At 63.2% G+C, this 24,258-nt stretch carries 20 protein-coding genes and 1 riboswitch; of the genes, 7 read left to right on the plus strand and 13 right to left on the minus strand.

Annotated elements, in window-relative coordinates; all coding sequences use genetic code 11:
- Position 1 precedes the first annotated feature (1 nt).
- Positions 2-2,284: a xanthine dehydrogenase family protein molybdopterin-binding subunit gene (locus BZG29_RS20005; protein WP_077406734.1), complete on the minus strand. Its 2,283-nt coding sequence runs from the start codon at positions 2,282-2,284 to the stop codon at positions 2-4.
- Between the two features lie 10 nt (positions 2,285-2,294).
- On the minus strand, positions 2,295-5,432 hold the full coding sequence (locus BZG29_RS20010) for an EAL domain-containing protein (RefSeq protein WP_077406737.1): 3,138 nt from the start codon (positions 5,430-5,432) through the stop codon (positions 2,295-2,297).
- A gap of 259 nt (positions 5,433-5,691) precedes the next feature.
- Between BZG29_RS20010 and BZG29_RS20015 the strand changes: the two genes are divergently transcribed.
- Complete coding sequence (locus BZG29_RS20015; protein WP_171985073.1) at positions 5,692-6,198, plus strand: DUF1993 family protein; 507 nt, start codon at positions 5,692-5,694, stop codon at positions 6,196-6,198.
- 105 nt (positions 6,199-6,303) lie between these two features.
- Here the strand turns inward: BZG29_RS20015 and BZG29_RS20020 are convergent, their stop codons facing one another.
- Both BZG29_RS20020 and BZG29_RS20025 read right to left on the minus strand, forming a co-directional pair.
- Positions 6,304-6,498, minus strand: coding sequence for a DUF1289 domain-containing protein (locus BZG29_RS20020; RefSeq protein WP_077406743.1), 195 nt, complete (start codon positions 6,496-6,498; stop codon positions 6,304-6,306).
- Complete coding sequence (locus BZG29_RS20025) at positions 6,498-7,070, minus strand: DUF1415 domain-containing protein (RefSeq protein ID WP_077406746.1); 573 nt, start codon at positions 7,068-7,070, stop codon at positions 6,498-6,500. Before BZG29_RS20025 ends, BZG29_RS20020 begins: the two co-directional genes overlap by 1 nt.
- Before the next feature lie 339 nt (positions 7,071-7,409).
- On the opposite strand from BZG29_RS20025, the gene BZG29_RS20030 reads away from it, so the two are divergent.
- From BZG29_RS20030 to BZG29_RS20040, 3 genes are all read left to right on the plus strand, one after another.
- Complete coding sequence (locus BZG29_RS20030) at positions 7,410-8,822, plus strand: transglycosylase SLT domain-containing protein (RefSeq protein ID WP_034779271.1); 1,413 nt, start codon at positions 7,410-7,412, stop codon at positions 8,820-8,822.
- Between the two features lie 103 nt (positions 8,823-8,925).
- Positions 8,926-9,714 carry an enoyl-ACP reductase FabI gene (gene fabI / locus BZG29_RS20035; protein ID WP_077406749.1) on the plus strand — a complete coding sequence of 263 codons (789 nt, stop codon included), beginning with the start codon at positions 8,926-8,928 and terminating at the stop codon, positions 9,712-9,714.
- A 489-nt stretch (positions 9,715-10,203) separates the two neighbouring features.
- Positions 10,204-11,610 (plus strand): DEAD/DEAH box helicase, encoded by a 1,407-nt coding sequence (locus tag BZG29_RS20040; RefSeq protein WP_077406752.1) that lies wholly within the window; start codon positions 10,204-10,206, stop codon positions 11,608-11,610.
- A gap of 88 nt (positions 11,611-11,698) precedes the next feature.
- Here BZG29_RS20040 and BZG29_RS20045 read toward each other — a convergent pair whose 3' ends face one another.
- The 4 genes from BZG29_RS20045 to BZG29_RS28230 form a co-directional block, all read right to left on the minus strand.
- A complete protein-coding gene (locus BZG29_RS20045; RefSeq protein ID WP_071326331.1) occupies positions 11,699-12,157 on the minus strand; it encodes an acyl-CoA thioesterase in 459 nt (152 codons plus the stop codon).
- A 91-nt stretch (positions 12,158-12,248) separates the two neighbouring features.
- Positions 12,249-12,617, minus strand: coding sequence for a hypothetical protein (locus BZG29_RS20050; RefSeq protein ID WP_077406755.1), 369 nt, complete (start codon positions 12,615-12,617; stop codon positions 12,249-12,251).
- Between the two features lie 129 nt (positions 12,618-12,746).
- Entirely contained in the window at positions 12,747-12,872 is a 126-nt protein-coding gene (locus BZG29_RS28700; protein WP_257218939.1) for a hypothetical protein, read from the minus strand.
- Between the two features lie 246 nt (positions 12,873-13,118).
- Positions 13,119-13,289: a hypothetical protein gene (locus tag BZG29_RS28230; protein ID WP_171985074.1), complete on the minus strand. Its 171-nt coding sequence runs from the start codon at positions 13,287-13,289 to the stop codon at positions 13,119-13,121.
- 135 nt (positions 13,290-13,424) lie between these two features.
- Here BZG29_RS28230 and BZG29_RS20055 point away from each other — a divergent pair, with 135 nt between their 5' ends.
- The 3 genes from BZG29_RS20055 to BZG29_RS20065 all read left to right on the plus strand — a co-directional run bounded on the left by BZG29_RS20055 (position 13,425) and on the right by BZG29_RS20065 (position 16,923).
- Positions 13,425-14,657: a glycosyltransferase gene (locus tag BZG29_RS20055; protein ID WP_077406758.1), complete on the plus strand. Its 1,233-nt coding sequence runs from the start codon at positions 13,425-13,427 to the stop codon at positions 14,655-14,657.
- A 188-nt stretch (positions 14,658-14,845) separates the two neighbouring features.
- On the plus strand, positions 14,846-15,823 hold the full coding sequence (locus tag BZG29_RS20060) for an EDSAP-1 family PEP-CTERM protein (RefSeq protein ID WP_077406761.1): 978 nt from the start codon (positions 14,846-14,848) through the stop codon (positions 15,821-15,823).
- A gap of 107 nt (positions 15,824-15,930) precedes the next feature.
- Positions 15,931-16,923 (plus strand): EDSAP-1 family PEP-CTERM protein, encoded by a 993-nt coding sequence (locus BZG29_RS20065; RefSeq protein ID WP_077406764.1) that lies wholly within the window; start codon positions 15,931-15,933, stop codon positions 16,921-16,923.
- Between the two features lie 35 nt (positions 16,924-16,958).
- On the opposite strand, the gene BZG29_RS20070 is transcribed toward BZG29_RS20065, so the two are convergent.
- The 5 genes from BZG29_RS20070 to BZG29_RS20090 all read right to left on the minus strand — a co-directional run bounded on the left by BZG29_RS20070 (position 16,959) and on the right by BZG29_RS20090 (position 23,878).
- A complete protein-coding gene (locus tag BZG29_RS20070) occupies positions 16,959-18,059 on the minus strand; it encodes a nitroreductase family protein (protein WP_077406767.1) in 1,101 nt (366 codons plus the stop codon).
- Positions 18,060-18,929: a ThiF family adenylyltransferase gene (locus BZG29_RS20075; RefSeq protein WP_077406770.1), complete on the minus strand. Its 870-nt coding sequence runs from the start codon at positions 18,927-18,929 to the stop codon at positions 18,060-18,062.
- 86 nt (positions 18,930-19,015) lie between these two features.
- Positions 19,016-20,599 (minus strand): methyl-accepting chemotaxis protein, encoded by a 1,584-nt coding sequence (locus BZG29_RS20080; protein WP_077406773.1) that lies wholly within the window; start codon positions 20,597-20,599, stop codon positions 19,016-19,018.
- A 144-nt stretch (positions 20,600-20,743) separates the two neighbouring features.
- Positions 20,744-20,941, minus strand: a complete 198-nt coding sequence (locus BZG29_RS20085; protein WP_010399555.1) for a hypothetical protein — start codon at positions 20,939-20,941, stop codon at positions 20,744-20,746.
- A gap of 93 nt (positions 20,942-21,034) precedes the next feature.
- Entirely contained in the window at positions 21,035-23,878 is a 2,844-nt protein-coding gene (locus BZG29_RS20090) for an insulinase family protein (RefSeq protein WP_077406776.1), read from the minus strand.
- 185 nt (positions 23,879-24,063) lie between these two features.
- A riboswitch (FMN riboswitch) is annotated at positions 24,064-24,214 on the plus strand.
- Positions 24,215-24,258 lie beyond the last annotated feature (44 nt).

Consider the following 24,258-nt stretch of genomic DNA (forward strand, 5'->3'; position numbering starts at 1 on the left):
ATCACCCCAGGCGCAGCGGCAGGCTGCGCAGCCGTTTCCCCGTCAAGCTGAACACGGCGTTGGCCACGGCCGGCGCGATCGGCGGTGTACCGGGCTCGCCCACGCCTTCCGGATGTTCGGCGCTGGCGATGATGACGGTTTCCACCTCGGGCGTTTGCCCCATGCGCAGCACGGGATAGTCGTGGAAGTTGCTTTGCTCGACTTTGCCTTCCTGGAACGTGATTTCGCCGCCCAGCGCCGCGGACAGGCCGAACAGCACGGCCGACTCCATCTGCTGGGCAATGATGTTCGGATTGACGGCGATGCCGCAATCGATGGCGCACACCACGCGCTGCACGCGGATTTCGCCATTTTCCACGGACACTTGCGCCACTTGCGCGACGATGCTGCCGAACGACTGGTGCAAGGCCACGCCATGCGCATGGCCGGGCGGAGGACTGCCCGCCCTGGCAACGGCCGCATCGAGCACGGCCAGGTGGCGCGGATGCTGCACCAGCATGGCGCGGCGGAAGGCGACGCCGTCCTGCCCTGCCGCGTGCGCCAGTTCGTCGATAAAGCTTTCCTTGAAGAATGCATTGTGCGAATGCCCCACGGACCGCCAATAACCTACCGGTACGGCACTGTCGGCGATCACGTGGGCGATGCGCTGGTTGGCGATTTCATACGGCATGTCGAATTCGCCTTCGGCCGTGGTCTTGTCCGGCCCCGCGCCGGGCAAGCCGAAATTGCGCTGCAGAAACTGGTGCGTGATGGAACCGCTGACGGATTTGTTGTCCCAGGACGCGATGCGGCCGTGTTCGTCGAGACGGGCCGCAAACCGCGCCAGCGCGGCGGGACGGTACATATCGTGCTGCGTATCCTGCTCGCGCGTCCACACCAGCTGCACGGGCGCGCCGCCGCACTGCAGCGCGATGGCGACGGCCTGGGCCACCATATCCACTTCCAGGCGGCGGCCGAAACCGCCGCCGAGCAGCAGCACCTCGATCGTCACATCCTGCGCATCGACGCCGGCCACTTTCGCCGCCACGTCGACGGCGATGCCGGGCGCCTGCGTCGAGATCCACAGCATCACCTTGCCATCCTTGACTTGCGCGGTGCAGTTGACGGGTTCCATGGCGGCGTGCGCGAGGAAGGGCGCGCGGTATTCGGCCTTGATACTGCGCAAACCCTGCACGGCTTTACTCTCCACCTCGCCGCTGGCGTGGTAGGCATAACCCGCTTCGGTGTCCAGCAGGCGGGCAAACTCCGCATACACGCCGGCGCTGGACAAGTTCGCCTGCGGACCGGCCCTCCACTGCGTCGGCAAGGCGGCGGCCGCCTGTTTCGCGCGCCACCAGGTGTCGGCCACCACGGCGGCGCACGAGGTGACCGACGTGCCGCGCTGTGGCAGCTGCGGCGTCAGGTCCACCACCTTTTTCACGCCCGGCATGGCGAGTATGGGTGCCGCATCGAACGCGGCCAAAACATCCCCCAGGCGCGGCGGCAGATGCAGGGCCGCATACAGCATGCCGGGCGGACGCGCATCGATGCCGAAACGCGCGCTGCCATTGACTTTGGACGGCGTGTCGCGGCGCGGCGCCGGCTGGCCGATCAGCTTGAAATCCTTGGGGGATTTAAGCACGGGCGTGCCCGGATCGATGCCGGCGGCGCGCTGCGCCAGGCTGGCGTAGCTGGCGCGCCGTCCGTCCGGGTGGAGCACTGCGCCATTTTCCGTGCGGCATTGCGCGGGCGGCACCTGCCACTGCGCAGCGGCGGCGCCTACCAGCATGGCGCGCGCCGACGCACCCGCTTCGCGCATGGGCCCCCAGCCATCCTTCACGCTCGACGAGCCGCCCGTGACGATCACGCCCAGTTCGCGCGCGGCCTTGGCCACCGTCCACTGCGCCAGCGCCTTCAGGCGGCCCTGGTCGTCCGGGTGGAACGGCAGGCTGTCCTTGAGCATGGCGACATTACCGAAGATTTTATCCATCGGCGCCTGGATCAGCTTGACGCTGCTCAAAGGCACGTCGAGTTCCTCGGCCACCAGCATCGGCAGGGCCGTATGCACGCCCTGCCCCATCTCGCTGCGCGGCATGGCCAGGAGCACCGTGCCGTCTGATTGAATCGCCAGCCAGCCGTTCAAGGCCACGGCGCCATCGCGCAACGGCAGCGGCGCGCTGCCATGCAGGCGCTGGCGCGGCGGCAGCACGCCCCAGCCCAGCACCAGGGCGCCCACGCCGGCCACGCCGAGACCCAGGCCGCCGAGCAGGAAACGGCGGCGCGACGTGTTTTTTTCTCCGGCCATGGGATACCCTTTAATTAGTTAGTGGTCGATCCAGCGGATCGGTCCAGCGCTCCAGCATATCCTGTGCCAGCACCGGACGGCTATAAAAATAACCTTGCGCCAGCTTGCAGCCATGGCGCAGCAGGAAGGCGGCCTGCTCTTCCGTTTCCACGCCTTCGGCGATCACCGACAATTGCATACTCTTGCCCAGCTGGATGATGGCAATCGCGATCGCCTCGTCGTTGACGTCCGTCGAGATATCCTTGATGAAGGAGCGGTCGATCTTCAGCGTCTGCACGGGCAGCTGTTTCAGATACGCGAGCGAGGAATAGCCGGTGCCGAAGTCGTCGATGGCCAAACCCACGCCGATGGCGTGCAAATCGTTGATGAAGCCCAGGGCGTCGCCCGTGTTCATGATCACGGACTCCGTCACTTCCAGCTGCAGCCGCTGCGGTTCGAGCCCCGTTTCCTTCAAGATATCGGCCACCATGCCGGCAATGCTGCCCCGTTCGAACTGTTTTACCGACAGGTTGACGGCCATCTTCGGCACGTGCAAGCCCTGCGCCTGCCAGCGCATCATCTGACGGCACGCCTCGTCGAGCACCCATTTGCCCAGCTGGTTGATGAAACCGCTGTCCTCGGCCAGCGGAATGAAGCGCACGGGCGGCACCAGGCCCAGTTCCGGGTGGTTCCAGCGCACCAGCGCCTCGACGCCGACCAGGCGGCCCGTGTCGATTTCCACCTGCGGCTGGTAATTCAGGAACATCTCGTTCTTTTCCAGCGAGCGGCGCAAGAAGGTTTCCAGGCGCAGCCGTTCGACGCCTTCGCCCGTCATCGACGGCGCATAGAAGCGGTAGCCGTTGCGCCCGCGCGCCTTGGCCTGGTACATGGCCACGTCGGCATTGCGGATCAGCATGTTCAAGTCCAGCGCATCGTCCGGATACAGGCTGATGCCTACGCTGCAGGTAACGAACAATTCATGGTCGGCCACCGTGAACGGCTGGTCGAACATGGTCATCAGCTTTTCCGCCACCTGCGTCGCGCCATATTCGCCGTCGACGCGCTCGAGCAGGACGATGAACTCGTCGCCGCCCAGGCGCGCCAGGGTGTCGCCTTCGCGCAGGCGGGCCGCTAGCTGGCCGGCCACCTTTTGCAGCAATTCGTCGCCCACATGGTGGCCCAGGGTGTCGTTGACGTTCTTGAATCGGTCCAGGTCGATGAACAGCACGGCCAGCTGCTCCTGGTCGCGCGCGGCGCGCAGCAAGGCGTGCTGCAGGCGGTCGTGGAACAGCAGCCGGTTCGGCAGCGCCGTCAGCGGGTCGTGGTGGGCCATGTGGTCGAGCTTTTCCTGCGATTCCTTGATCAGGGTGATGTCGCTGAACACGCCCACGTAATGCGTGGTGGTGGCGTGCGTGTCGCGCACGGCGCTGATGGTCAGCCACTCCAGGTACAGTTCGCCGTTCTTGCGCTGGTGCCAGATTTCGCCGCGCCAGAAACCGCTGGCCTTCAATTCGTCCCACATGGCTTCGTAGAACGCCGCATCGTGGCGCGCCGAGCGTGTCAGCGACGAGTGCCGGCCCACCGCTTCGGTCTCGGCATAGCCGGTGATCTGCGTGAAGGCGGGATTGACGGTGACGATGATGCCGCTGGCATCGACCACCATCACGCCGTCGGCGATATGTTCGAGCACGGTGGCCGACAGGCGCAGCTTTTCCTCGGCTTCCTTGCGCGCCGTGATGTCGGCATACACCCAGATGCTGCCTTCATTGGGGCGCAGCGGATCGAGCGCGCAACCGCTGACCAGCGCCCAGAACAGGCTGCCGTCGCGCCGCTGGTACTGGCGCTCCTCGCTGAAATCGCCGCCCTGGGCCAGCGCCGGATACTGGCGCTCGCCCGCGTCCTCGAAGTCATACGCACTCGCAAACACGATGGACGTCGAACGGCCCGTCATCTCGGCATGGTCGTAGCCGAACAGCTCCTCGCAGCGGCGATTGACGGAAATGATGCGGCGGTGGCGCACGAACATCACGCCGAACATCACGTTGTCCAGAATCGCGCTCTGCTCCGTCAGCAGCGCTTCGATGCGCATCTCGTGGTGCTTGCGCTGGCTGATGTCGGCAATGATGCCGTCGACCCAGATGACGCCCTGCTCGCCCGCCTGCGGCTGGCCATTCTCGGCCACCCAGCGTTCGATGCCGAAAGCGTCGACGATGCGGTATTCCAGCGCATACGGCCGCACCTCAAGCACCGCCTGGCGCACGGCGCGGCGGTGCTCGCGGCGGTCTTCCGGGCAGATCAGGTCAGCCCAGGCATGCGTGGTGCCGCGCATGAACTGGCGCGCCGAATAGCCGGAAATTTCCTCGATGGCATCGCTGACGAAATCGATGGGGCCGTCTGGCCGGTAGCGGAAGACGGCGCCCGGCACCTGCGTGACGATGGTGCGGAAACGTTCTTCGCGCTGGCCCACGTCCTCGAACAGCTGGCCGATGGCCGCGCGCATTTGCTCGAGCTGGGCCGTCAGGCGACCCAGTTCGTCATTGCTGTGCGAAGCCAGGGGCGTGTCGAAATCGCCGTGCGACAGGCGGTCGGAAAAGCGCGTCAAGCGGCGCAGGGGCTTGAGCAGGCGGCGGTTCAGGAACAGCACGATCAGCGCCATCGACACGGCCAGTTGCGCGCCCAGCACGAAAATATAGGATATCTGCTTTTCGCGCAGCTCCTGCTGGCTGCGCGCATCGTCCATTTCGACGACGACGTGGCCGATGCGTTCGCCGCGCACGAGGATGTCGCGCTCGGCGCGGTACAGATTGCCCACGGGCCGCTGCGGCGCCTGCAGGCGGATGAATTCCGTGTCGCCCTGCCCCAGCACCTTCACCAGCAGCACGGAGCGGTCCCGCATCACCGACTCGACCAGCGAGTGGGCCGATTCCGCATTCATGTTCCACAACGACTCCTGCATGCCCAGCGCCAGGATGTCGGCATTGCGCTGCAAGGCCTCGTTCAGGCTGGTGCGCGCCGACTGGCGCTCATGCACGCCGACCAGCACATAGCTGCCGAAGATGGCGGGCACGACCAGTCCGCCAAATACCACCAGCAGCAAGGCGCCATAGATCGACGAGCCGTACAGCACGCGCAGGCTGGCGCGCAGGCGCTGAGAAGGTGAATTAAACATGCGGCAACAGGGCAACAGGGATCAGGCGGGCGATCATTGACTTTACAGGGGAATCGGGTGGCGAGGCGGGACGAATCTTTATCAGGAGCAATTATGCATGCAAAAAGCGGGGAAAGTCACCAACAAACACGCGCCAGCGGCTACCTGATGTCATATAAACAGGGTTGAAAAACCACACGCGGGCAGGCGCGCCAGGCCGGCGCCAGCAGAAAAGCGCGCAGCTTGCTATCATCGCGCCACTTTACCTAGAGGAACCATCATGACCTTCTCCATCTACTCCGCTTCGATCCCCGTCTTCAAACAGATCCTGGGCAGCCTGGCCGCCATCCTGGACAAGGCGGAAACGCACGCGCAAGACAAGAAAATCGACCCGAACGCCCTGCTGCAATTCCGTTTGTTCCCGGACATGCTGCCGTTCGTGCGCCAGATCCAGATCGCCAGCGACTTCGCCAAGGGCTGCGGCGCGCGCCTGGCCGGCGTGGCCGTGCCGCCGTATGAAGACAGCGAACAGAGCTTTGCAGAGCTGAAGGCGCGCATCGTGAAAACCATCGCCTTCCTGGAAAGCCTGCCGCAAGCGGACATCGACGGCAGCGAAACGCGCGCCATCACCACCGGCAGCGGCGAAAAGACCAAGCACTTCACGGGCCAGACCTATCTATTCCACTACGCGCTGCCGCACTTCTTCTTCCACGCGACGACGGCGTACGACATCCTGCGCCATAACGGCATCGAAGTCGGCAAGAAAGATTTCATTGGCAGCTATTAATCGCTAGCGTCAAAAGTACCGGGGTCAGACCCTCAACGCCGTTGACACAAAAGTCATCGCCGACATGTGAGGGGGTCTGACCCCAGCAGTTGCCGTTGGGTCGACTCAAGTATTCCGGCGCGGATACCCTTGAGAAAGAATCCGCACCCACACCACTTCCTTCTCTTCATCCGTCATCGACACCCAGTGGGCCACTTCCACCACGCTGCGGCCGCAGCCGCGGCAGATTTCATCGAAGGTCGTCGAGCACACGGCCACGCAGGGTGTGTCTGGACGCAGCGGCAATTCCTTGTCCGCCATCAAGACACCTTCGGCAAGCCGAGTTTTTCCCAGCCTTCGGTGCCCAGCGCTTCCAGTGTGGCAATATTCTTGTCGAAAATTTCCGATGCTTCCGGGAAGGCCTCGACGGCGCGCTCGATGCTGTCTTCGCGCAGCAGGTGCAGGGTCGGGTAGGGCGAACGGTTGGTGTAGTTGCTGATGTCGTCCTCGAACGTCTCGGCAAACTGGTAGTTCGGGTGGAAACTGGCCACCTGCAGTTCGCCCGCCAGGTGCATGTCTTCCACAGCCGCGTCGGCCACGTCGAGAAACTCGTTGTAGTCGAGGAAATCGTTCAGGGTATATGGATGGATCAGCAGGGTCGTGTCGATCTGCTCGGGGTCCGTGTCGGCCAGGATTTGCAGCTCGTCCATCAGCAGCGCCAGCAAATCTTCGGGATTGCCCGATTCGCACACCACGTAGCGGATCTGCTTCTTGACGTGCACGGCCTTGGCGAACGGGCACAGGTTCAGGCCGATCACGGCCTTTTCCAGCCAGGCAACGGTATTGTCGATGATGACGGCGTTGTCGTCGTCGTGGCGCGGCGGGGTGTTCATATGCTTGACTCTCTATCAATAAGGCGGCCGGCAGCCGAATGGCCGGCCAAAGCCAAATTGTACGCACTCTTTGCGCAGTCTCATACCGGACGGCTGCCAAGCTTGCGCCAGCCTCTACGCCATGTATGCTATAACAGCGGCCGAATCACGCATTGGGCAAATTAAATTTGCAATAATGACAGCATTTGCGAATGGAAACTCAGCCGTTACCCGCTTATTGCCGCTTATTTCCTGTCATCATGCTGACATAATTCTTGACTCCTGCATGTGGATATACGTACACTCGCACCTGAATCATGGGTCTGTCCGATGTTTCTCCGACGACAACAATGGAACACTATGCACGAAAACTCCTTTAAATCTACCGTCCTGGCGGCGTTGGCCCTGGCGCTTGCGCCCGCCCTCAGCCAGGCGTACGAAGCCGGTGTTGAGAGCGATAACGCGCCAGTCGCCGCCGCCGCACCCGCCCTGATCCCGATGACCGCCCAGGTCACGGCGAAACTCCCCACCCTCGACAACCGCCTGCAAAAGACCGACCGCCTGCTGAAAAACCTCAGCGACAATTCCGATCCGCTGCGCGAAGCCGACGTCTGGGGCCGCATCCGCAGCGGCTATGCGATTCCCGACATCAACAACCAGCTGGTGGCCAACCACGTCAACTGGTATGCCACCCGCCCCGACTACATCGCCCGCACGACGGCGCGCGCCTCGCGCTACATCTTCCACGTGGTGCAGGAACTGGAAAAGCGCGGCATGCCGACGGAACTGGCCTTGCTGCCGTTCATCGAGTCCGCCTTCAACCCGCAAGCGTTCTCCAGCGCCAATGCGGCCGGCATGTGGCAATTCGTGCCCGCCACGGGGCGCGATTTCAACCTCAAGCAAAACATGTTCAAGGACGAGCGCCGCGGCGTGCTGGCCTCGACCGATGCGGCCCTGACGTACCTGCAGCGCCTGTATGACATGTTTGGCGACTGGCAACTGGCCCTGGCCGCCTACAACTGGGGCGAAGGCTCGGTGCAGCGCGCCATCAAGAAAAACCAGGCGCTGGGCAAGCCGACCGACTTCGAAAGCCTGGCCGACCTGATGCCGGCCGAAACGCGCAACTACGTGCCGAAATTGCAAGCGGTCAAGAACATCATCGCCAATCCGGCCCAGTTCGGCCTGACCCTGCCCGTGGTCGACAACCAGCCCTACTTCACGGCCATCGACAAGACCAGCGACATCGACATCACCGTCGCCGCCCAGCTGGCCGAGCTGTCGATGGATGAATTCAAGGCCTTGAATCCGCAATTCAACCGCCCCGTCATCATCGGCGGCGAAAAGACCAAGATTCTGTTGCCACAGGAAAACGCTGCCAAGTTCACCACCAACCTGGCGCAATGGGGCCATGCCTTGTCGAGCTGGACGACGCACAAGATCACGAATGCGCGCGAACGCATCGAAACCCTGGCGTCGAAATTCGGCACCACGGCCGACGTGCTGCGCCAGGCCAACAACATTCCCCAGCGCACCAGCCTGCGCGCCGGTTCCACCATCCTCGTGCCGAAAACCTCGGCGACGATGAACAAGGACATCACCCAGGAAATCGCCGACAGCGCCACCATGCTGCTGGAAGCGGACCGTCCGGAACGGGCCGCCAAGGCACTGCGCCGCGCCGCCAAGGGCGGCAAGGTGCAAGCCGCGCCAATTTCCCTGGTGAAACCGCGCATCCAGCGCGGCGGCGGCAACAGTCGCGCCAAGGCCCGCCACTGATCGCCTGAGCTGTATTGACCTACCTCACCGGCCGCCACAGCCTTGCTGTCGCGGCCGGTTGCACATCCGCCTTACCCGCCCACCTACCCAGACAGGAGTCGTCATGGCTTTCTTGCAAGGCAAAAAAATCCTCATCACGGGCTTGCTGTCGAACCGTTCCATCGCCTATGGCATCGCCAAGGCTTGCCACCGCGAAGGCGCCACCCTCGCCTTCACGTATGTGGGCGAACGCTTCAAGGAGCGCATCACGGAATTTGCGGCGGAATTCGGCAGCGAACTGGTCTTCGACTGCGACGTGTCCAGCGATGAACAGATCAGCGCCGTCTTCCGCGACCTGGCACGCCACTGGGAACACCTGGATGGCCTGGTGCACGCCATCGGCTTCGCGCCGCGCGAAGCGATTGCCGGCGACTTCCTCGACGGCCTGTCGCGCGACAGCTTCCGCATCGCGCACGACATTTCCGCCTACAGCTTTCCCGCCATGGCCAAGGCCGCTCTGCCCCTGCTGCATCCGGGCGCCTGCGTATTGACCCTGACTTACCTGGGCGCCATGCGCGCCGTGCCCTACTACAACACCATGGGCCTGGCCAAGGCGTCGCTGGAAGCGTCCGTGCGCTACCTGGCCGAGTCGCTGGGCCCGCGCGGCATCCGCGCCAACGGCATCTCGGCCGGCCCCATCAAGACCCTGGCCGCTTCCGGCATCAAGGATTTCAGCAAGCTGCTGGGCTTTGTGGCCGAACACGCCCCGCTGCGGCGCAACGTCACCATCGAAGAAGTGGGCAACACGGCCGCCTTCCTGCTGTCCGACCTGGCTTCCGGCATCACGGGCGAGATTACCTACGTCGATGGCGGCTTTTCGCAAGTGATGGCCGTCAATCCCGAAGTAGAGTAATTGGCACCTGGTCGACGTGGCGCAAGCGGCCCGGCAAATCAACCTGGCCAGGGAAACGCGACAGGCGCCGCCGCTGCCCGCCGACATCGTGGCCATGCTCCATTAAACGGAAGAAAACTACGTATTCTTACTGATTTCACGTAGGAAACATGATCAAAACGTGGTAGGACTGTCGTTTCTTCCCATTTAAGCCGTGCAAAACGGCAGCAAATACGGTATAGTGTCGTTGTGCGCTGCAATATGTTTCCTTGAAGCGATGGCAACACCGCAGTTACATGCACTACAAACTTAGCAGCTTCGCAAGCCTTAGCGCATCCACAGGATGCCGCTTAATAAAGCCCTCCCGCCTTGTGTGTCGCACCTGACACCGTCCCGGCGCAAAGCTTTTGTGCCGAAATTTCTTTCTAGTTGAGTCATTTCGTTTTGGTTGGCGTTGCTATTTTGCGTTCTGCTTTTTGCAAGAACGCTGATTTTCACGAAAGAAAAAGAATGACATTTGAATCCTTAGGCCTGCATCCGTCCATCATCGCCGCTCTGACCGAATCGGGCTACACCGCGCCAACCGCGGTACAGTCGCAAGCGATTCCCGCCGCGATCGAGGGCCGTGACCTGCTGGTCTCGTCGCAGACCGGTTCGGGCAAGACGGCAGCTTTCATGCTGCCATCGCTGCACAAACTGGCCAGCGCCGAACAAAGCGCCGCCGGCAAGACGCCAAACCAGGAAATGCAAGCATCGCGCGCCCGCGGCGAGCGTCCACGCTTCAAGGCTGCCCAGCCAAAAATGCTGGTGCTGACGCCAACGCGCGAACTGGCCCTGCAAGTGACCACCAACACCGACAAGTACAGCACCGGCATCCGCCGCATCAAGGCTGTGTCGATCCTGGGCGGCATGCCTTACCCTAAACAGATGCAATTGCTGGCCAAGAATCCTGAGATTCTGGTCGCGACCCCTGGCCGTCTGATCGACCACATGGACTCGGGCAAGATCGACTTCTCGCAACTGGAAATTCTGGTGCTGGACGAAGCCGACCGCATGCTGGACATGGGTTTCATCGACGACATCGAAAAAATCGTCGAAGCGACGCCGGAAGGCCGCCAGACCATGCTGTTCTCGGCAACGCTGGACGGCGTGGTCGGCAACATGGCCCGCCGCATCACGAAGAACCCGCTGGTCATCCAGGTGGCAAGCTCGAGCAACAAGCATGAAAACATCACGCAGCGCGTCCACTTCGTCGACGACCTGTCGCACAAGAATCGCCTGCTGGACCACCTGCTGCGCGACGAAACCCTGGACCAGGCTGTTGTATTCACCGCCACCAAGCGTGACGCCGACACCATCGCCGACCGTCTGAACATCGCCGGTTTCTCGGCTGCCGCCTTGCACGGCGACATGCATCAGGGCGCGCGTAACCGCACCCTGGACGGCATGCGCCGCGGCCAGGTCAAAGTGCTGGTTGCCACCGACGTTGCCGCCCGCGGCATCGACGTGCCAACGATCACCCACGTGTTCAACTACGATCTGCCGAAGTTCCCGGAAGACTACGTCCACCGCATCGGCCGTACCGGCCGCGCTGGCCGCAATGGCCTGGCCATCTCGCTGGTGAACCACGCTGAAGGCATGAACGTCAAGCGCATCGAACGCTTCACCAAGCAATTGATCCCGGTCAATGTCATCGAAGGTTTCGAGCCAAAGAAAACGGCATCGGCACCACGTTCGAGCGCCCGTCCAGGCGGCTGGAAACCAGGCGACAACCGTGGCGGCGCGAAGCCAGGCCAACGCACGTTCAGCAAGCCAGGCGCACCGCGTAAAGACGGCGCTCCTAGCACCGGCGGCGGCTACAAGGGTTCGAACCCGCGCAGCACCGACGGCGCACGCCGCAGCTACGGCGACCGTTAATCACGACGCCATGCCGCCAACGGGCGGCAAGCAATAAAAAACGGCCGCCAGATCGCTCTGGCGGCCGTTTTTTTATGCCCGCAACGCTTTATTTCTTCGACACTTTCTGGCGCGACAGCTTGCGCAGCTTGGCCTGCTCGAAACGCACCTGCTGCTCCGGCGTCTCCAGCGCCAGCGGCGGCACGGCCACGGGCTTGCGATTGGCATCCACGGCCACCATCGTGAAATAGCAGCTGTTGGCGTGGCGCACCAGGCGCTGCTGGATGTTTTCCGTCACCACGCGGATACCCACTTCCATCGATGTCGTGCCCGTGTAATTGATCGACGCGAGGAACGTCACCAGCTCGCCCACGTGGATAGGCTGCAGGAACATCACCTGGTCCACCGACAGGGTGACCACGTAGCTGCCCGAATAGCGGCTGGCGCAGGCATAGGCAACGCTGTCGAGGTATTTCAGGATGGTGCCACCGTGCACGTTACCGGAAAAATTGGCCATATCGGGCGTCATCAAGACCGTCATCGTCAGTTCGTGGGCCGACCAGTTCATCGCGCTGTCCAAAGTGTTCTCCAAAGGGGGAAATTAAAAGTGAGGGAAGATGTGAAAACCGGCCCCAGGGGCCGGCGGCAGGGACAGCTTGTTACAGTCCCAGGGTGTCGATATCGGCCAGCGAGTCGCGGCCCTTGTCGGAAATGTCATGGCCCTCGCCTTCGGCGCGCGCCACGATGTGGGCTTTCTTGCCCAGGAAGTAAGCCACTTCCGTGTCCAGCTTGGTCAGCGGATCGGCGGCCACGGCGCGCAGCCCCATGATGCAGCGGCGCAGGAACAGCAGTTGTTGCGCTTTATCCGTGATGGACAGACGGCCATCGCGCGCATAGCTGAGCAGCTTCAGGCCGGACAGGCGCTTGGCATTGCGGGCAACGCAAGCGCTGGGGCGCTCGGTCTTGATGCCGCGTGCAACTTGCTCCAGCGCGTCATATTCATCGGTCGTTAATTTCTCGTTCTTCATTACTTTTCCATAAAAGGCCAGGTGTTCGGCCCCCATGGTACGCGCCCCGCTGCGCATCGGCAACAGGCAACGTGAATCTACCGCCGCCCGCCAGGCGGCCAGGCGGCGGAAACACGGGCGCGACGACCGTTATTTGTAGCTGCGCAGCAGCAGCCATGCCAGGCCGCAACCCGCCACGGCGCCCGCCAGGGCCAGCGCCACGAGGTTTTTGCTGGTGATCACAGGGCGCCGGCCCAGGTAAATTTTGTTATGCAAGGAATTGCCCACGATGGTCTCCTGTACAAGAATTTTTATGATGTCTCATTATAAGAACAGAATCGTGACGGCCGCATGACACTCGACAGTTAGAGCTTGATTTGTATCCACTCGGCAACATTTATTGGCGTTTTTGTTGTTTAAATGGCGTGGCGCTGGCAGCCGCCGGGCAGTCCATTTCCGATCGGAAATAAACGCGGCGCGCCCCTCCCCGCCACCGCCATGCCGGCGGCGCACCGCGCCCCGTCAGTGCATTTTCACGGGCGGTGGCGGCGGCGTCGGCTCCTCGACGGGCACGGGCTCGATGTGGGGCGGCGTTTGCGGCGGCGTGACGGGGTCGCCTTCCGGCGGTGGCGGCATATCGGGTTCGGGCGTGCTGTGCGCGCGCAACGGGGCAGGACGGAATTGTGTTTGCATGTGACCTCCTTTGTCCCACTCTAGCCGATGCGGCCAAATCCTGGCGCCCGCCAGTGGCAAGCCGCTGCGGGAACTAAACGGCGCGGCGCCACTCCAACCTGGCAGGTCTCTCTCCTGCGAGTGCAAGCGATCCCCATGGCGCGCAAGAAAATCCTCTTTATGGCCGAGGCAGTGACCCTGGCCCATGTCGGCCGCCCCCTGAGCCTGGCCCAGGGACTCGACGAAGACAAATATGAGGTGCATTTTGCCTGCGCCGATGGCTATGACTTTTGCTTCAAGCAAGCGCCCTTTCGCCGCTGGCGCATCGACAGTATTTCATCGCTACAATTCCTGCAGGCGCTGGCGCACGGCAAGCCTGTCTACACGGAAAGCACCCTGCACGCCTATGTGGAAGACGACTTGCGCCTGCTCAATGCCGTCCAGCCCGATCTCGTGATCGGCGACTTCCGCCTGTCGCTGTCCGTCAGCGCGCGCCTGCAGCGCATTCCCTACCTTACCGTCAGCAATGCCTACTGGAGTCCCTGGGTGCGCCAGCACTACACGGTGCCCAGCCTGCCCCTGACCAGCCTGCTGCCCATCTGGCTGGCAGCGCCCCTGTTCCGCCTGATCCGCCCGCTGGCCTTCGCCGCGCATGCCGTGCCGCTGAACCGCGTGCGCCGCCGCCATGGCCTGCCCTCGCTGGGCAGCGACCTGCGGCGCATCTATACGGATGCGGACCGCACCTTGTACGCGGATATTCCGCAACTGTTCCCGCCGCACGCCATGCCGTCCACGCACGACTACCTGGGGCCCGTCATCTGGGCACCGCCGCTCGACTTGCCGGACTGGTGGCAGCGCCCGGAACTGAGCAGCGGACGGCCCATCATCTACGTCACCCTGGGCAGCTCCGGCCAGGGGCAATTGCTGCCGCGCGTGCTGCGCGCGCTGGCGCCCCTGCCCGTCACCGTATTGGCGGCCACGGCCGGCACCAGCCGCGTCGATGCCGTGCCGCCGAATGCCCATGTCGCGCCCTTCTTGCCGGGCGACGCGGCGGCCCGGCGCGCCAGCCTGGTGATCTGCAACGGCGGCAGCCCCACCAGCCAGCAGGCGCTGACGGCAGGCGTGCCCGTCATCGGCATCGCCGGCAACCTCGACCAATTCCTCAACATGCACGGCATCGCGGAGACCGGCGCAGGCCTGCTGCTGCGCGCCGACCGCTTCCAGGAAACCGCCCTGCGCCATGCCGCCACGCGCATGCTCGACGATGGCCGGGCCAGGCTGGCGGCGCGCCAGCTGGCCACGGCCATGCGCGACTATGTGCCTGGGCAACGCTTGCTGCCCCATATGCACGCCCTGCTGGATCCTCCGCCGCAAGGCGGTCAGCCTTGACGGGCGGCGTCGGCTTTTCTTACAGCGCGTCCCGCAGCACCTGCACCACGTCAACAAAAGCACGCCAAGTCCTTGATTTCAAAAGAGCCTCATGCGTTGGCATGGAAGTCGCTTAAGTCTGGCCATGAGCACCTGCAGACAGGGCTCAGGCAACACTTCCAGACTCACTCAACCACGAGGTGAATACAATGAAACTCTCGAAACTGAAACTGCTTCCGGCCGCGGCCGCACTGGCCATGTTGTGCGCCGCCGGTAGCGCACAGGCGGGTGCCTATGGCTACGCCTACAACAACATCTTCGGCTTGCAGATCGTCGCCGCCACGGGCTCGATCACCGCCCTGAACAGCACCACGATCTCGCGCGCCACGGCCACCCTGAATGGCGTCAGCGTCATCAATGGCGGTCCCGGTCTGCTCGACTCGCCCCGCGCCGCCGTCGGTGCCGTGACCAAGGGCGAGAACGACTTCACGCAGCAAGGCGCCTCGGGCAACTTTTCGCGCGGCGATGCGCAGATCGTCAGCACGCAGTTTCCCTCGTTCCCGCCCGGCTCCACCTCCACGCAGGCGGTGAACGTGGCCGAGGCCCACCTGGCCGGCCCAGCCGGCACGGCCGACGCGTCCGGCCGCAACGGCTCGACCACGGGCTTCTCCGTCAACTTCGTCGTCGGTTCGCCCACGGCAACGCTGAGCTTTGACTTCTTCTCCTCGCCATTCATGCAAGTCTTCCTGCAAAGCACAGTGGGACAACTGTCCACCGCGACGGCCAACCTGGTGATGACCATCACCATCACCGACTCGACCGGCGCGACCGTCTTCAACTGGACGCCCGATGGCGTCGTCGGCTCCGGCATCTTCGGTGGCACGGAGAACGCCGATGCAGCCAACCTGAACACCGGCCTGGCGACCAACTTCCTGACGCGCGGCAACCTGTTTACGTATAACCCCACCGGTTGCGGCACGCCTAGCGGCACCGGCGTGGGCACGACTTGCGGCGGCAACTTCAACGCCGTCAGCAATGCCCTCGCGGCCGGCAACTACACCTTGACCTTGAATGCGGTGGAGAGCGTGGACCTGGTCAAGCAGGCGCCGGAACCGGGCACCCTGGCGCTGCTGGGCCTGGGTCTGGCAGGCCTGGGCTATGCCAGCCGCCGCAAGGTTAGCGCCTGAACCAGGCAACAGGGGGATGCACAGGCGAGGGAATCTCCTCGCCTTTTTCATGTGGCAAGCCTGTCGGTTTTCCTTACAACGCGGCCGACCAGGAGATGAGGATTTTCATGACTATATTTTCTTGTACCCGATTGCCCATGCTCCTGCTGAGCTTGCTATTGCTGGCCAGCAGCGGCACTGCCAGCGCCGCCGCCTACGGCTATTCGTACACCAGCGTCTTTGGCCTGGTCATCAGCAATCCCTCCGGCTCCGTCAGTCTGCTCAGCAACATCGACCTGTCGCGCACCACCGCCACGCTCAATGGCAGCAGCGTCATCAATGGCGGCAGCAACGAGATCGACGCGCCGCAGGCGAAACGCGGCGCCGTCACCAAGGGAGAAAACGACTTTACCCCGCAAGGCATGGGCAACGCTTCGTATGCGCGCGGCGAGGCGCAAATCGTCGCCTCGCAAATTCCGCCTTTCCCACCGGGCTCGACCAGCACGCATACCGTGAACGCGGCAGAAACCTTCCTGACGGGCGGCGGCAGCGCCGACGCCTCGGGGCGCAACGGTTCCAGCACCGCGATGACCGTCAATTTCGTCGTCGGCCAACCGGGCGCGACCCTGGCCTTCGACTTCCAGGCCCTGCCCTTCATGCAGCTGTACCTGGACGCGCTGGCCGGCACGGGCTCGGCGGCCACGACGAATATGGCGATGACGTTTAGCATTATCGATGAACATGGCCAGATCGTCTTCAGCTGGGCGCCCGACGGCAAGCTCGGCTCCGGCATCCTGGGCGGCACCGAACTGGCCGATGCGGCCAGCCTCAATACGGGCTACGCGCAAACGCCGCTCACCAGCGGCAGCGTGTTCACCTACGATCCCAGCGGCTGCGGCACGCCCACGGGCACGGGCGTCGGCACGACGTGCGGCGGGCAGTATGGCGCCGTCACGGACAGACTGGCGGCCGGCAGCTACACGCTGGTGTTGAACATGCTGAACAGTTCCGAACTTGCCTATGTGCCAGGCGTCACGCCAATGGCGCTGCCGGGCACCTTGCCGTTGCTGGCGGCCGGCCTGCTGGCGCTGGCCTGCCTGGCGCCTCGGCGGCGGCGCTGACGAGACCGCTAGGCGCGCATGGCGTCACGCGCGCCTCACTGCCCCGCCGTTGGCGCCACCAGCAAGTCTTGCAGCGGACGGCGCAGCGAGCGCGCACTGGGCGCCGGGCCGGCGCCTATGCGCCCGAGAAACACGGCCCGATCCAACGCCGCCGCCCCCAGCACGGCCTGGCACCGCACGGCCAGTTCCTGCGCCAGCTCCTGCAGTCCATCGGTGCGCGAAAAGGCGCGCCGTTCGCGCACATAGCGGGCAAAGATCAGCGGCGTCAGTTCCGGCTGCAATTGCAAGCCCAGTTGCGTGGCCGTCAGCCAGAAGCGTTGCATGGCGCGCCCGGCCGCCACGTAATCGTCGATGTGGCGCGGCGACGCGTCGGCCAGCAGCACGAAATGCGCGGCGCAATACAAGCCCGGCAGCAAGTCCATCTGCAGGCGCGGCGCGACGGTGCCCGCCAGCCAGGTATTGAAAAAATCCACGCGGCGCCAGCTGTGCATGACCCAGCGCATCAAACGCGCCGTCATCGCGTCGACGCCCAGCGCCTGCTCCGGAATGCGGTCGGTGCTGTAGCGCGCGCCCCACTCGATCACGTCGCGGTGCACCTTGTGCGCTTCGGGCATGGTCAGGCGCAGCTTCGCATTGTCGAACATCAGCCGCGCGCAAGCGAGGCGCGCGCGCCCGCTTTCGAACCACTGCACGCCGTAGCCGGGCGGCAAGCTGGCCGCCAGCGCCGCCTTTTCGCTGGCGCGCAAGCTGCGCGTGCTGAGCCGGCGCCGCTGCACGCTGCGCTGCGGCAAGAAGGCCGCCAGCGGATCGGGCAGCATGCCGGGGCTGTCGACCAGGCGCACATCGAAGGTAGGCAGGGTGTCGGGCATGGACAGGCGCCGGCGCGCTTCCATGCGCAAGCCATGGCTGCTGGCCGCCAGTGCCATGCTTTCGAGCAAGGCGCCCAGCGACAGCTGGCTGGGATGGCCGTCGAGGTCGTACACGCAGTGGCTGCGCGTATCGAAACCGTGCACGACGACATGGCGCGGCGCCACGACTTCAAAGCGCCACGGCTGCGTGTTGTCGCCGCTGGGCGCCCAACGCGCCTGCTCGAGGATGTTTTCCAGCACGGGATCGATTGGCAGTGCTTGCGCCATTTATGCCCCCTGCGCGGCGCGGCGCCGCTGGATGATGGCCATCGTCAGCCGTTGCAGCGGATGACGGTGGCCGCCGGGACGCCAGGTATGCACGAGCTTGTTGCGGTAGGCGTCGAAATGCATGCCGTGCGGCGCCTCCATCACCTTGCCCCGCTTTAACAGGATCTTCAAGGCTTCCGTGGCGGCCGCGCCCGCGCACAGCTGGCAGCCCATGATGGTCGACGGGCCGCGCCGCTCCTTCAGGTTGATGGCCGACGGGTCGACCAGGTAGGGAGCATGCAAGCCGGCCGGCGCCAGCCCGACGAGAAAGCGCAGGGCTTTTTCTTCCTCGGGCAAGTCGCCCCAGCCAAAATATTCTTCGAACGTCATGCCGCCCGGCAGGAAGCTGAGCACGGCCGTGCCCATGCCCAGCGGCGCGGCCGTGATGGCGGGGATGCCCAGGCGGGCGCAAGTGGCGAAAGTGGCCTGGCGCGCGGGAAAGGCGAAGAAATCCAGGCCGTCCACATACAGGTCGACACCGGCGAAGAACTCGGCCAGGTTGCTGTCGTGTATGCCGTCTGGAAATTGTTTAATATCAAGTTCGGGATTGATATCGCGCGCCATCTGCGCCAACACCGCCACCTTGGGCTGGCCCAGGGTGGACACCATGGCGCCGGCCTGGCGGTTGAAGTTGGCGATATCGAAGGTGTCGAAATCGGCGATGTGAAAGGCGCCGATGCCGAGCCGCGCCAGGGTCAGCAAGTGCACGCCGCCCACGCCGCCCATGCCGGCGATGGCCACGCGCTTGCCGCGCAAGCTGTCCTGCTCCGCTTGCGTGACCCAGCCCAGGTTGCGGGCGAACGCCGCGTGATAGGAAAAACCGTCTGTCATGCTCACCTCTTCTGTGCATCCCTTGCGGACGAAGAAAGTTGGACAGGTGAGCCGGAGTTAAGTTCCCCAATGACAGAAAAAAGCGCTTAGCGCGCCAGGCGGCGCGCCGCAGGCACGCTGCGCTGTAGCGCTGCCGCCGCCGGCGCCGTTGCGCCCACCTTGAACACGCTGACGATCTGCGCCAGCCCCGCCGCCTGCTCGTTCATCGCTTGCGCCGCCGCCGACGCCTGCTCGACGAGGGCCGAGTTTTGCTGCGTCATGTTGTCCATCTCGACGATGGCCTGGTTGATCTGTTCGATGCCGGCGCTCTGCTCGGCGCTGGCCGAGGAAATCTCGGCCACGATATCGGTCACATGCTGCACGCTGGAAACGACTTTTTCCATCGTCTCGCCCGCCAGCGCCACCAGTTTTTCACCGGCGCCCACTTGCTCGGCGGAACTGTCGATCAGCTGCTTGATTTCCTTGGCGGCCGCGGCCGAGCGCTGCGCCAGGTTGCGCACCTCGCTGGCGACGACGGCGAAGCCCCGGCCCTGCTCGCCCGCGCGCGCCGCTTCCACGGCCGCATTCAGGGCCAGGATATTCGTCTGGAAGGCGATGCCGTCGATGACGGCGATGATGTCGCCGATCTTCTTCGACGAGGCATTGATGGCGCCCATGGTGTCGACCACCTGGCTCACCACGCCGCCCGCCTGCGTCGCCACTTGCGAGGCAGAAATGGCCAGCTGGTTGGCCTGGCGCGCATTGTCCGCATTCTGGCGCACGGTCGAGGTCATTTCTTCCATGGTCGATGCCGTTTCTTCCAGCGAGCCCGCCTGCTGCTCCGTGCGCGCCGACAGGTCGTGGTTGCCGGAAGCGATCTCGCCCGACGCCGTGGAAATGGATTCCGCATCGTTGCGCACCTGGCTCACCAGGTGCGCCAGGTTATCGCGCATGGCCTTGATCGCCATCAACAGACTGGATGTATCGCCGGGACGCGTATCGATCTGCGTCGTCAGGTCGCCCTGGGCGATTTGCGCCACGATGGCCGCAGCATAGTCGGGTTCGCCACCGAGCTGGCCCAGGATGCGGCGCAGCATCAGGGCCGCCAGGGCGCCCACCACCAGCATCAGCGCGCCGCCGATGGCCAGCAGCACGCCCGCCTGGGCCCAGAACTTGTGGTTGATGTCATCGATATACGTGCCCGTGCCGATCAGCCAATCCCACGGCGCAAATTTCACCACGGCATACATTTTTGCCACCGGGTCCTTCACGCCGGGACGCGTACCGTCCGCCTGCACCAGGCCGATGCGGCTGCTGGCCAGGGCCACGCGGTAGCGGTCGCCCGACTGTTTCATGTTCTTTTGCGGCGTGCCGATGCGCGCAGGATTGGGATGTACGTACAGCAAGTCCGTGCTGAAATCGCGCACGAAATAATACATTTCGTCCTTGACGAAGCTGCCGATGGCCAGCTTGGCCTGCTGCTGGGCCTGCTCACGCGTGAGCTTGCCAGACTGTTCCAGCGCATACGCCTTTTCCACCGAGGCATTGGCCAATTCCACCAGCACCGTCAATTGCTCGACCCTTTCCGCCATCATGGTCTGGCGCAGCGAATACAGGGAGAAGGAAGCGATGAGGACGATGCCCAGCAAGGTGCTGAAACACAGGAGGAGAATGCGCGAACGGAGAGTCATGGGAGCCTGGGTAAAGAATAAAATGTGGAATTATAAACAATTTCCATATGGAAATCTTTTCAGAAAAGCAAAGCGGGCGGCGCTACCAGGCTGATGCCCGGCAGGCACCGCCCGCATATGTCTTGCTGAAGTCTGACTGACAGCTCAGGCCAAGGCTTCCTTGGCCGCCTCTTCCGGCGTCAAACCGTCGTAGAACTGGTCGGTGAACCACTCGACCTGCTCTTCAATGTGGTCCTGCGCCTGCGCCACGGTGGCGCCGCCGGCCACGAGGAAGCCTTCGACTTCGATACACCAGTTGATCAATTCCAGGGTTTCCGGATCGAGTTCTTCTTTCTTAGCCATCGTATTTCCTTGCTTGTTAAATTGCGATCACATCCATTAGCAGCATTTTAACAGCTTCGGCACACTGGCGCCCCGGCAACGCCAGCATGAAGATTACTTCACTGCAACATTTTTACGTTCCGGATACAGCACCACCTGCACATAGTTATCCATGTCCAGGTAGCGCTGCGCCGCCAGTTTGACGGCTTGCGGCGTGAGGGCGCGCACGCGCTGCTCGTAGCGCAGGATCTGCGCGGGGTCGCGTCCCTGCGTTACCGAACCCATCAATTGGTTCATCCAGTAATTATTTTCCCGCAAGGATTTCTGCTGGCGCGTGATCCAGTTCAGCTTGACCTTTTCCAGGTCCGCCGCGGATGGCCCGTCCGTCTTCATCTTGTTGATTTCGGCAAACGCGGCGGCGATCACCTTGTCCACGTTTTCCGGTCCCGTCGGCAAGTTCAAGGCCACGGAATAATGGCCGTACGGATGCTGGCCCATCGAGGTTTCAAAACCGCCGCCATAGATCATGCTCATCTTTTCGCGCAGCACTTCGATGACTTTCAGGTTCAGCACCTCGCCCAGCGCCTGCAGGGTCAGCTTTTGCTCGTCCGAATACGCCACGTCGCCATTGAAGGTGATGGAAATCGTGCTCTTCGGCTCGCTGCCCATGTAGATATCCTTCTTGACCACGCCCGTCACCGGGCGCATGCCCACGTCGCGGTAGGCATGCGGCACGTCGGCCACGGGCAAGGTGCCCAGGTAGCTGGCGATCAGCGGCTTGATCTTGTCGAGCTCGAAGCTGCCCGCGAAGATGAAGGTCATGCCGCGCGCGCTGGAAAAGCGCTGGCGGAAGATGTCCAGCGAGCGGTCCAGGCCCACCTTGTCGAAGTCGGCCACGCGCGGCACGCCATCGACGCGCGGGTTGTCGCCATACATGGCGTGCTGGATGGCATCGTAAAACACGGCTTCCGGCTGCGCCATGCTGTTTTTCGCCAGGTCCTGCTGCTTGCCGATGAAGGATTGGTACAGGCCCGCATCCTTGCGCACGTCGTGGAAATACAAATACACCAGTTGCAGCATGGCTTCCACGTCGGCGCTGCTGGCCGAGCCGCCAAAGCCTTCGCTCAGCTCGCCCAGCGAAGCACCCACGTTGACCGTCTTGCCGGCCAACACTTTTTGCAAGTCCAGCGGCGCCAGGTCTTTCAAACCCATGCTGCCGACCACGGCGCTGGCGTAGCGGGCGTTGTAGATATCGGTGTCGCCGAACAGCGACTGGCCGCCGAAGCGGGTCGAACCCATCAGCACCTGGTCATTCTTGAAGTCCGTCGGTTTGAGCAGCACGCGCACGCCATTGCCCAGGGTCAGCTCCGTCACGCCGATGGCGCTGTTCAACTTTTCCGCGACGATGCTACCGCCGGCCGGCGGGCCGTCCATCAGCTTGCTGGCCAGCACTTTTTCCGTGCGCGGCTCGATGGTTTGCTGCTCGGCTTTCGCCACGGCATCGAGCAATTGCTGCTGCGTCGGCACAACCGAGGCCGCATCGCCCGCTTTCGGCTCGGCGCCCATGAAGACCACCAGTTTCTTTTGCTGGTCGGGAATCACCTTGGCCACCGTCTCGTTGATTTCCTGCAAGGTCACCTGCGGCAAGAGTTCCTGCGCGTACAGCAATTCATTGGCGATGCCGGGGATGGCTTCCTGCTCCAGGAAGTTGCGCGAATATTCGGCCACGAAACCGCTCGAATCGGACTTGTCGCGTTCGCTGTACGCGCGCTCGTAATTGCGCAGCATGTTCTTGCGCGCGCGGTCCAGCTCATCCTGGCTGAAACCGAAGCGGCGCGCCCGCTCATCTTCCTGCACCAGCGCATCGACGGCCGGCTGCACGCCGCCCTTGCCCAGCAAGGCATACGCGCTGAACGATTCATAACCGCGCACCAGCTTGCCCATGCTGCTGCCGCCCTGGATGAACGGCGGGTTCGCCTGCTGCGTCAATTCCTGCATGCGCGCGCTGAGCATTTGGCCATACAGGTTTTCGATCATCTGGCGGCGGTAGTCGGCAATGGTGACGGGCTCCTGCGCGGCGCGGATCGGGTAGCGGATGAACACCGCGTCGTCCGGCGCTTCCTTGTCCGTGATCACCAGCGCTTCCGTCTGCGCGCGCTGCGGCACTTCCGCATACAGGCGCGGACGCGGTTTCGCCGGGTTTTTCAGCTTGCCGAAATGCTGCTGGATCAGTTTTTCAGCCTGTTTCGGCTCCACGTCGCCGACCACCACCACGGCCATCAGGTCGGGACGGTACCAATCCTTGTAGAAACGCTTGATGGCTTCCGGCTTGAAGGTTTTCAGCACGGATTCCTTGCCGATCGGCATGCGCTGCGCATAGCGCGAACCGTTCAGCAGCTTCGGATACAGCACCTTGTTCATGCGGTCGCTGGCGCCCTTGCCCAGGCGCGCCTCTTCCAGCACGATGCCGCGCTCGCTGTTGATGTCGGCCGGATTGAATTTCAAGCCGTGCGCCCAGTCTTCCAGCACGAGAAAACCCTTTTCCAGGTTTTCCTTCTTGTTCGTCGGAATCGGCAGCACGTAAACGGTTTCATCGAAGCTCGTGTAGGCGTTCAAGTCGGCGCCGAACTTCACGCCGATCGATTGCAAATAGGAAATCAGCTCATTGCGCTTGAAATGCGTGGAGCCATTGAAGGCCATGTGTTCCGTGAAGTGGGCCAGGCCTTGCTGGTCGTCATCTTCCAGGATGGAACCAGCTTTCACCACCAGGCGCAATTCCACTTTCTGCGCGGGACGGGCATTTTTCTTGATGTAATAGGTCAAGCCGTTCGGCAATTTTCCGACGGTCACTTCTGGTGCCAGCGGCAAGGGATCGCTCAAACGGATTTCCGCCTGGGCCATGCAGGCGCACGCCAGCAAGACGGCGCCCGAGATCAGGCGTAATTTACTCAGCTTCATGTATTCTCAACGGTAAGATTCAGTAGGCATACCTTACACTGAAATCCTGTTTCCGCCATTAAAAACAGCTTAGGAAAAACTGCTTTTCCCAGGCAACTTTGTCGAATGACAAACTCAACAGTGCCCTGCCATATTTTTTCAATTGTGCTAAAGTGTTGCCGCCGGTCATGTGGACCGGCACAACAATACGTCTTCGGGGCGGGGTGCGATTCCCCACCGGCGGTAAGACCGGCAACGGTCAAGCCCGCGAGCGCTTTCCGGGCACCGCCTGGCGAGGTCAGCAGATCCGGTGTGATTCCGGGGCCGACGGTATAGTCCGGATGAAAGAAGATGTGCAGTAGTGTGATGTCCCATCGCCACGGCGATGCGGCCAGTTGCGT

The organism is Janthinobacterium sp. LM6, from assembly GCF_002002885.1.
Classification (GTDB): domain Bacteria; phylum Pseudomonadota; class Gammaproteobacteria; order Burkholderiales; family Burkholderiaceae_D; genus Janthinobacterium; species Janthinobacterium kumbetense.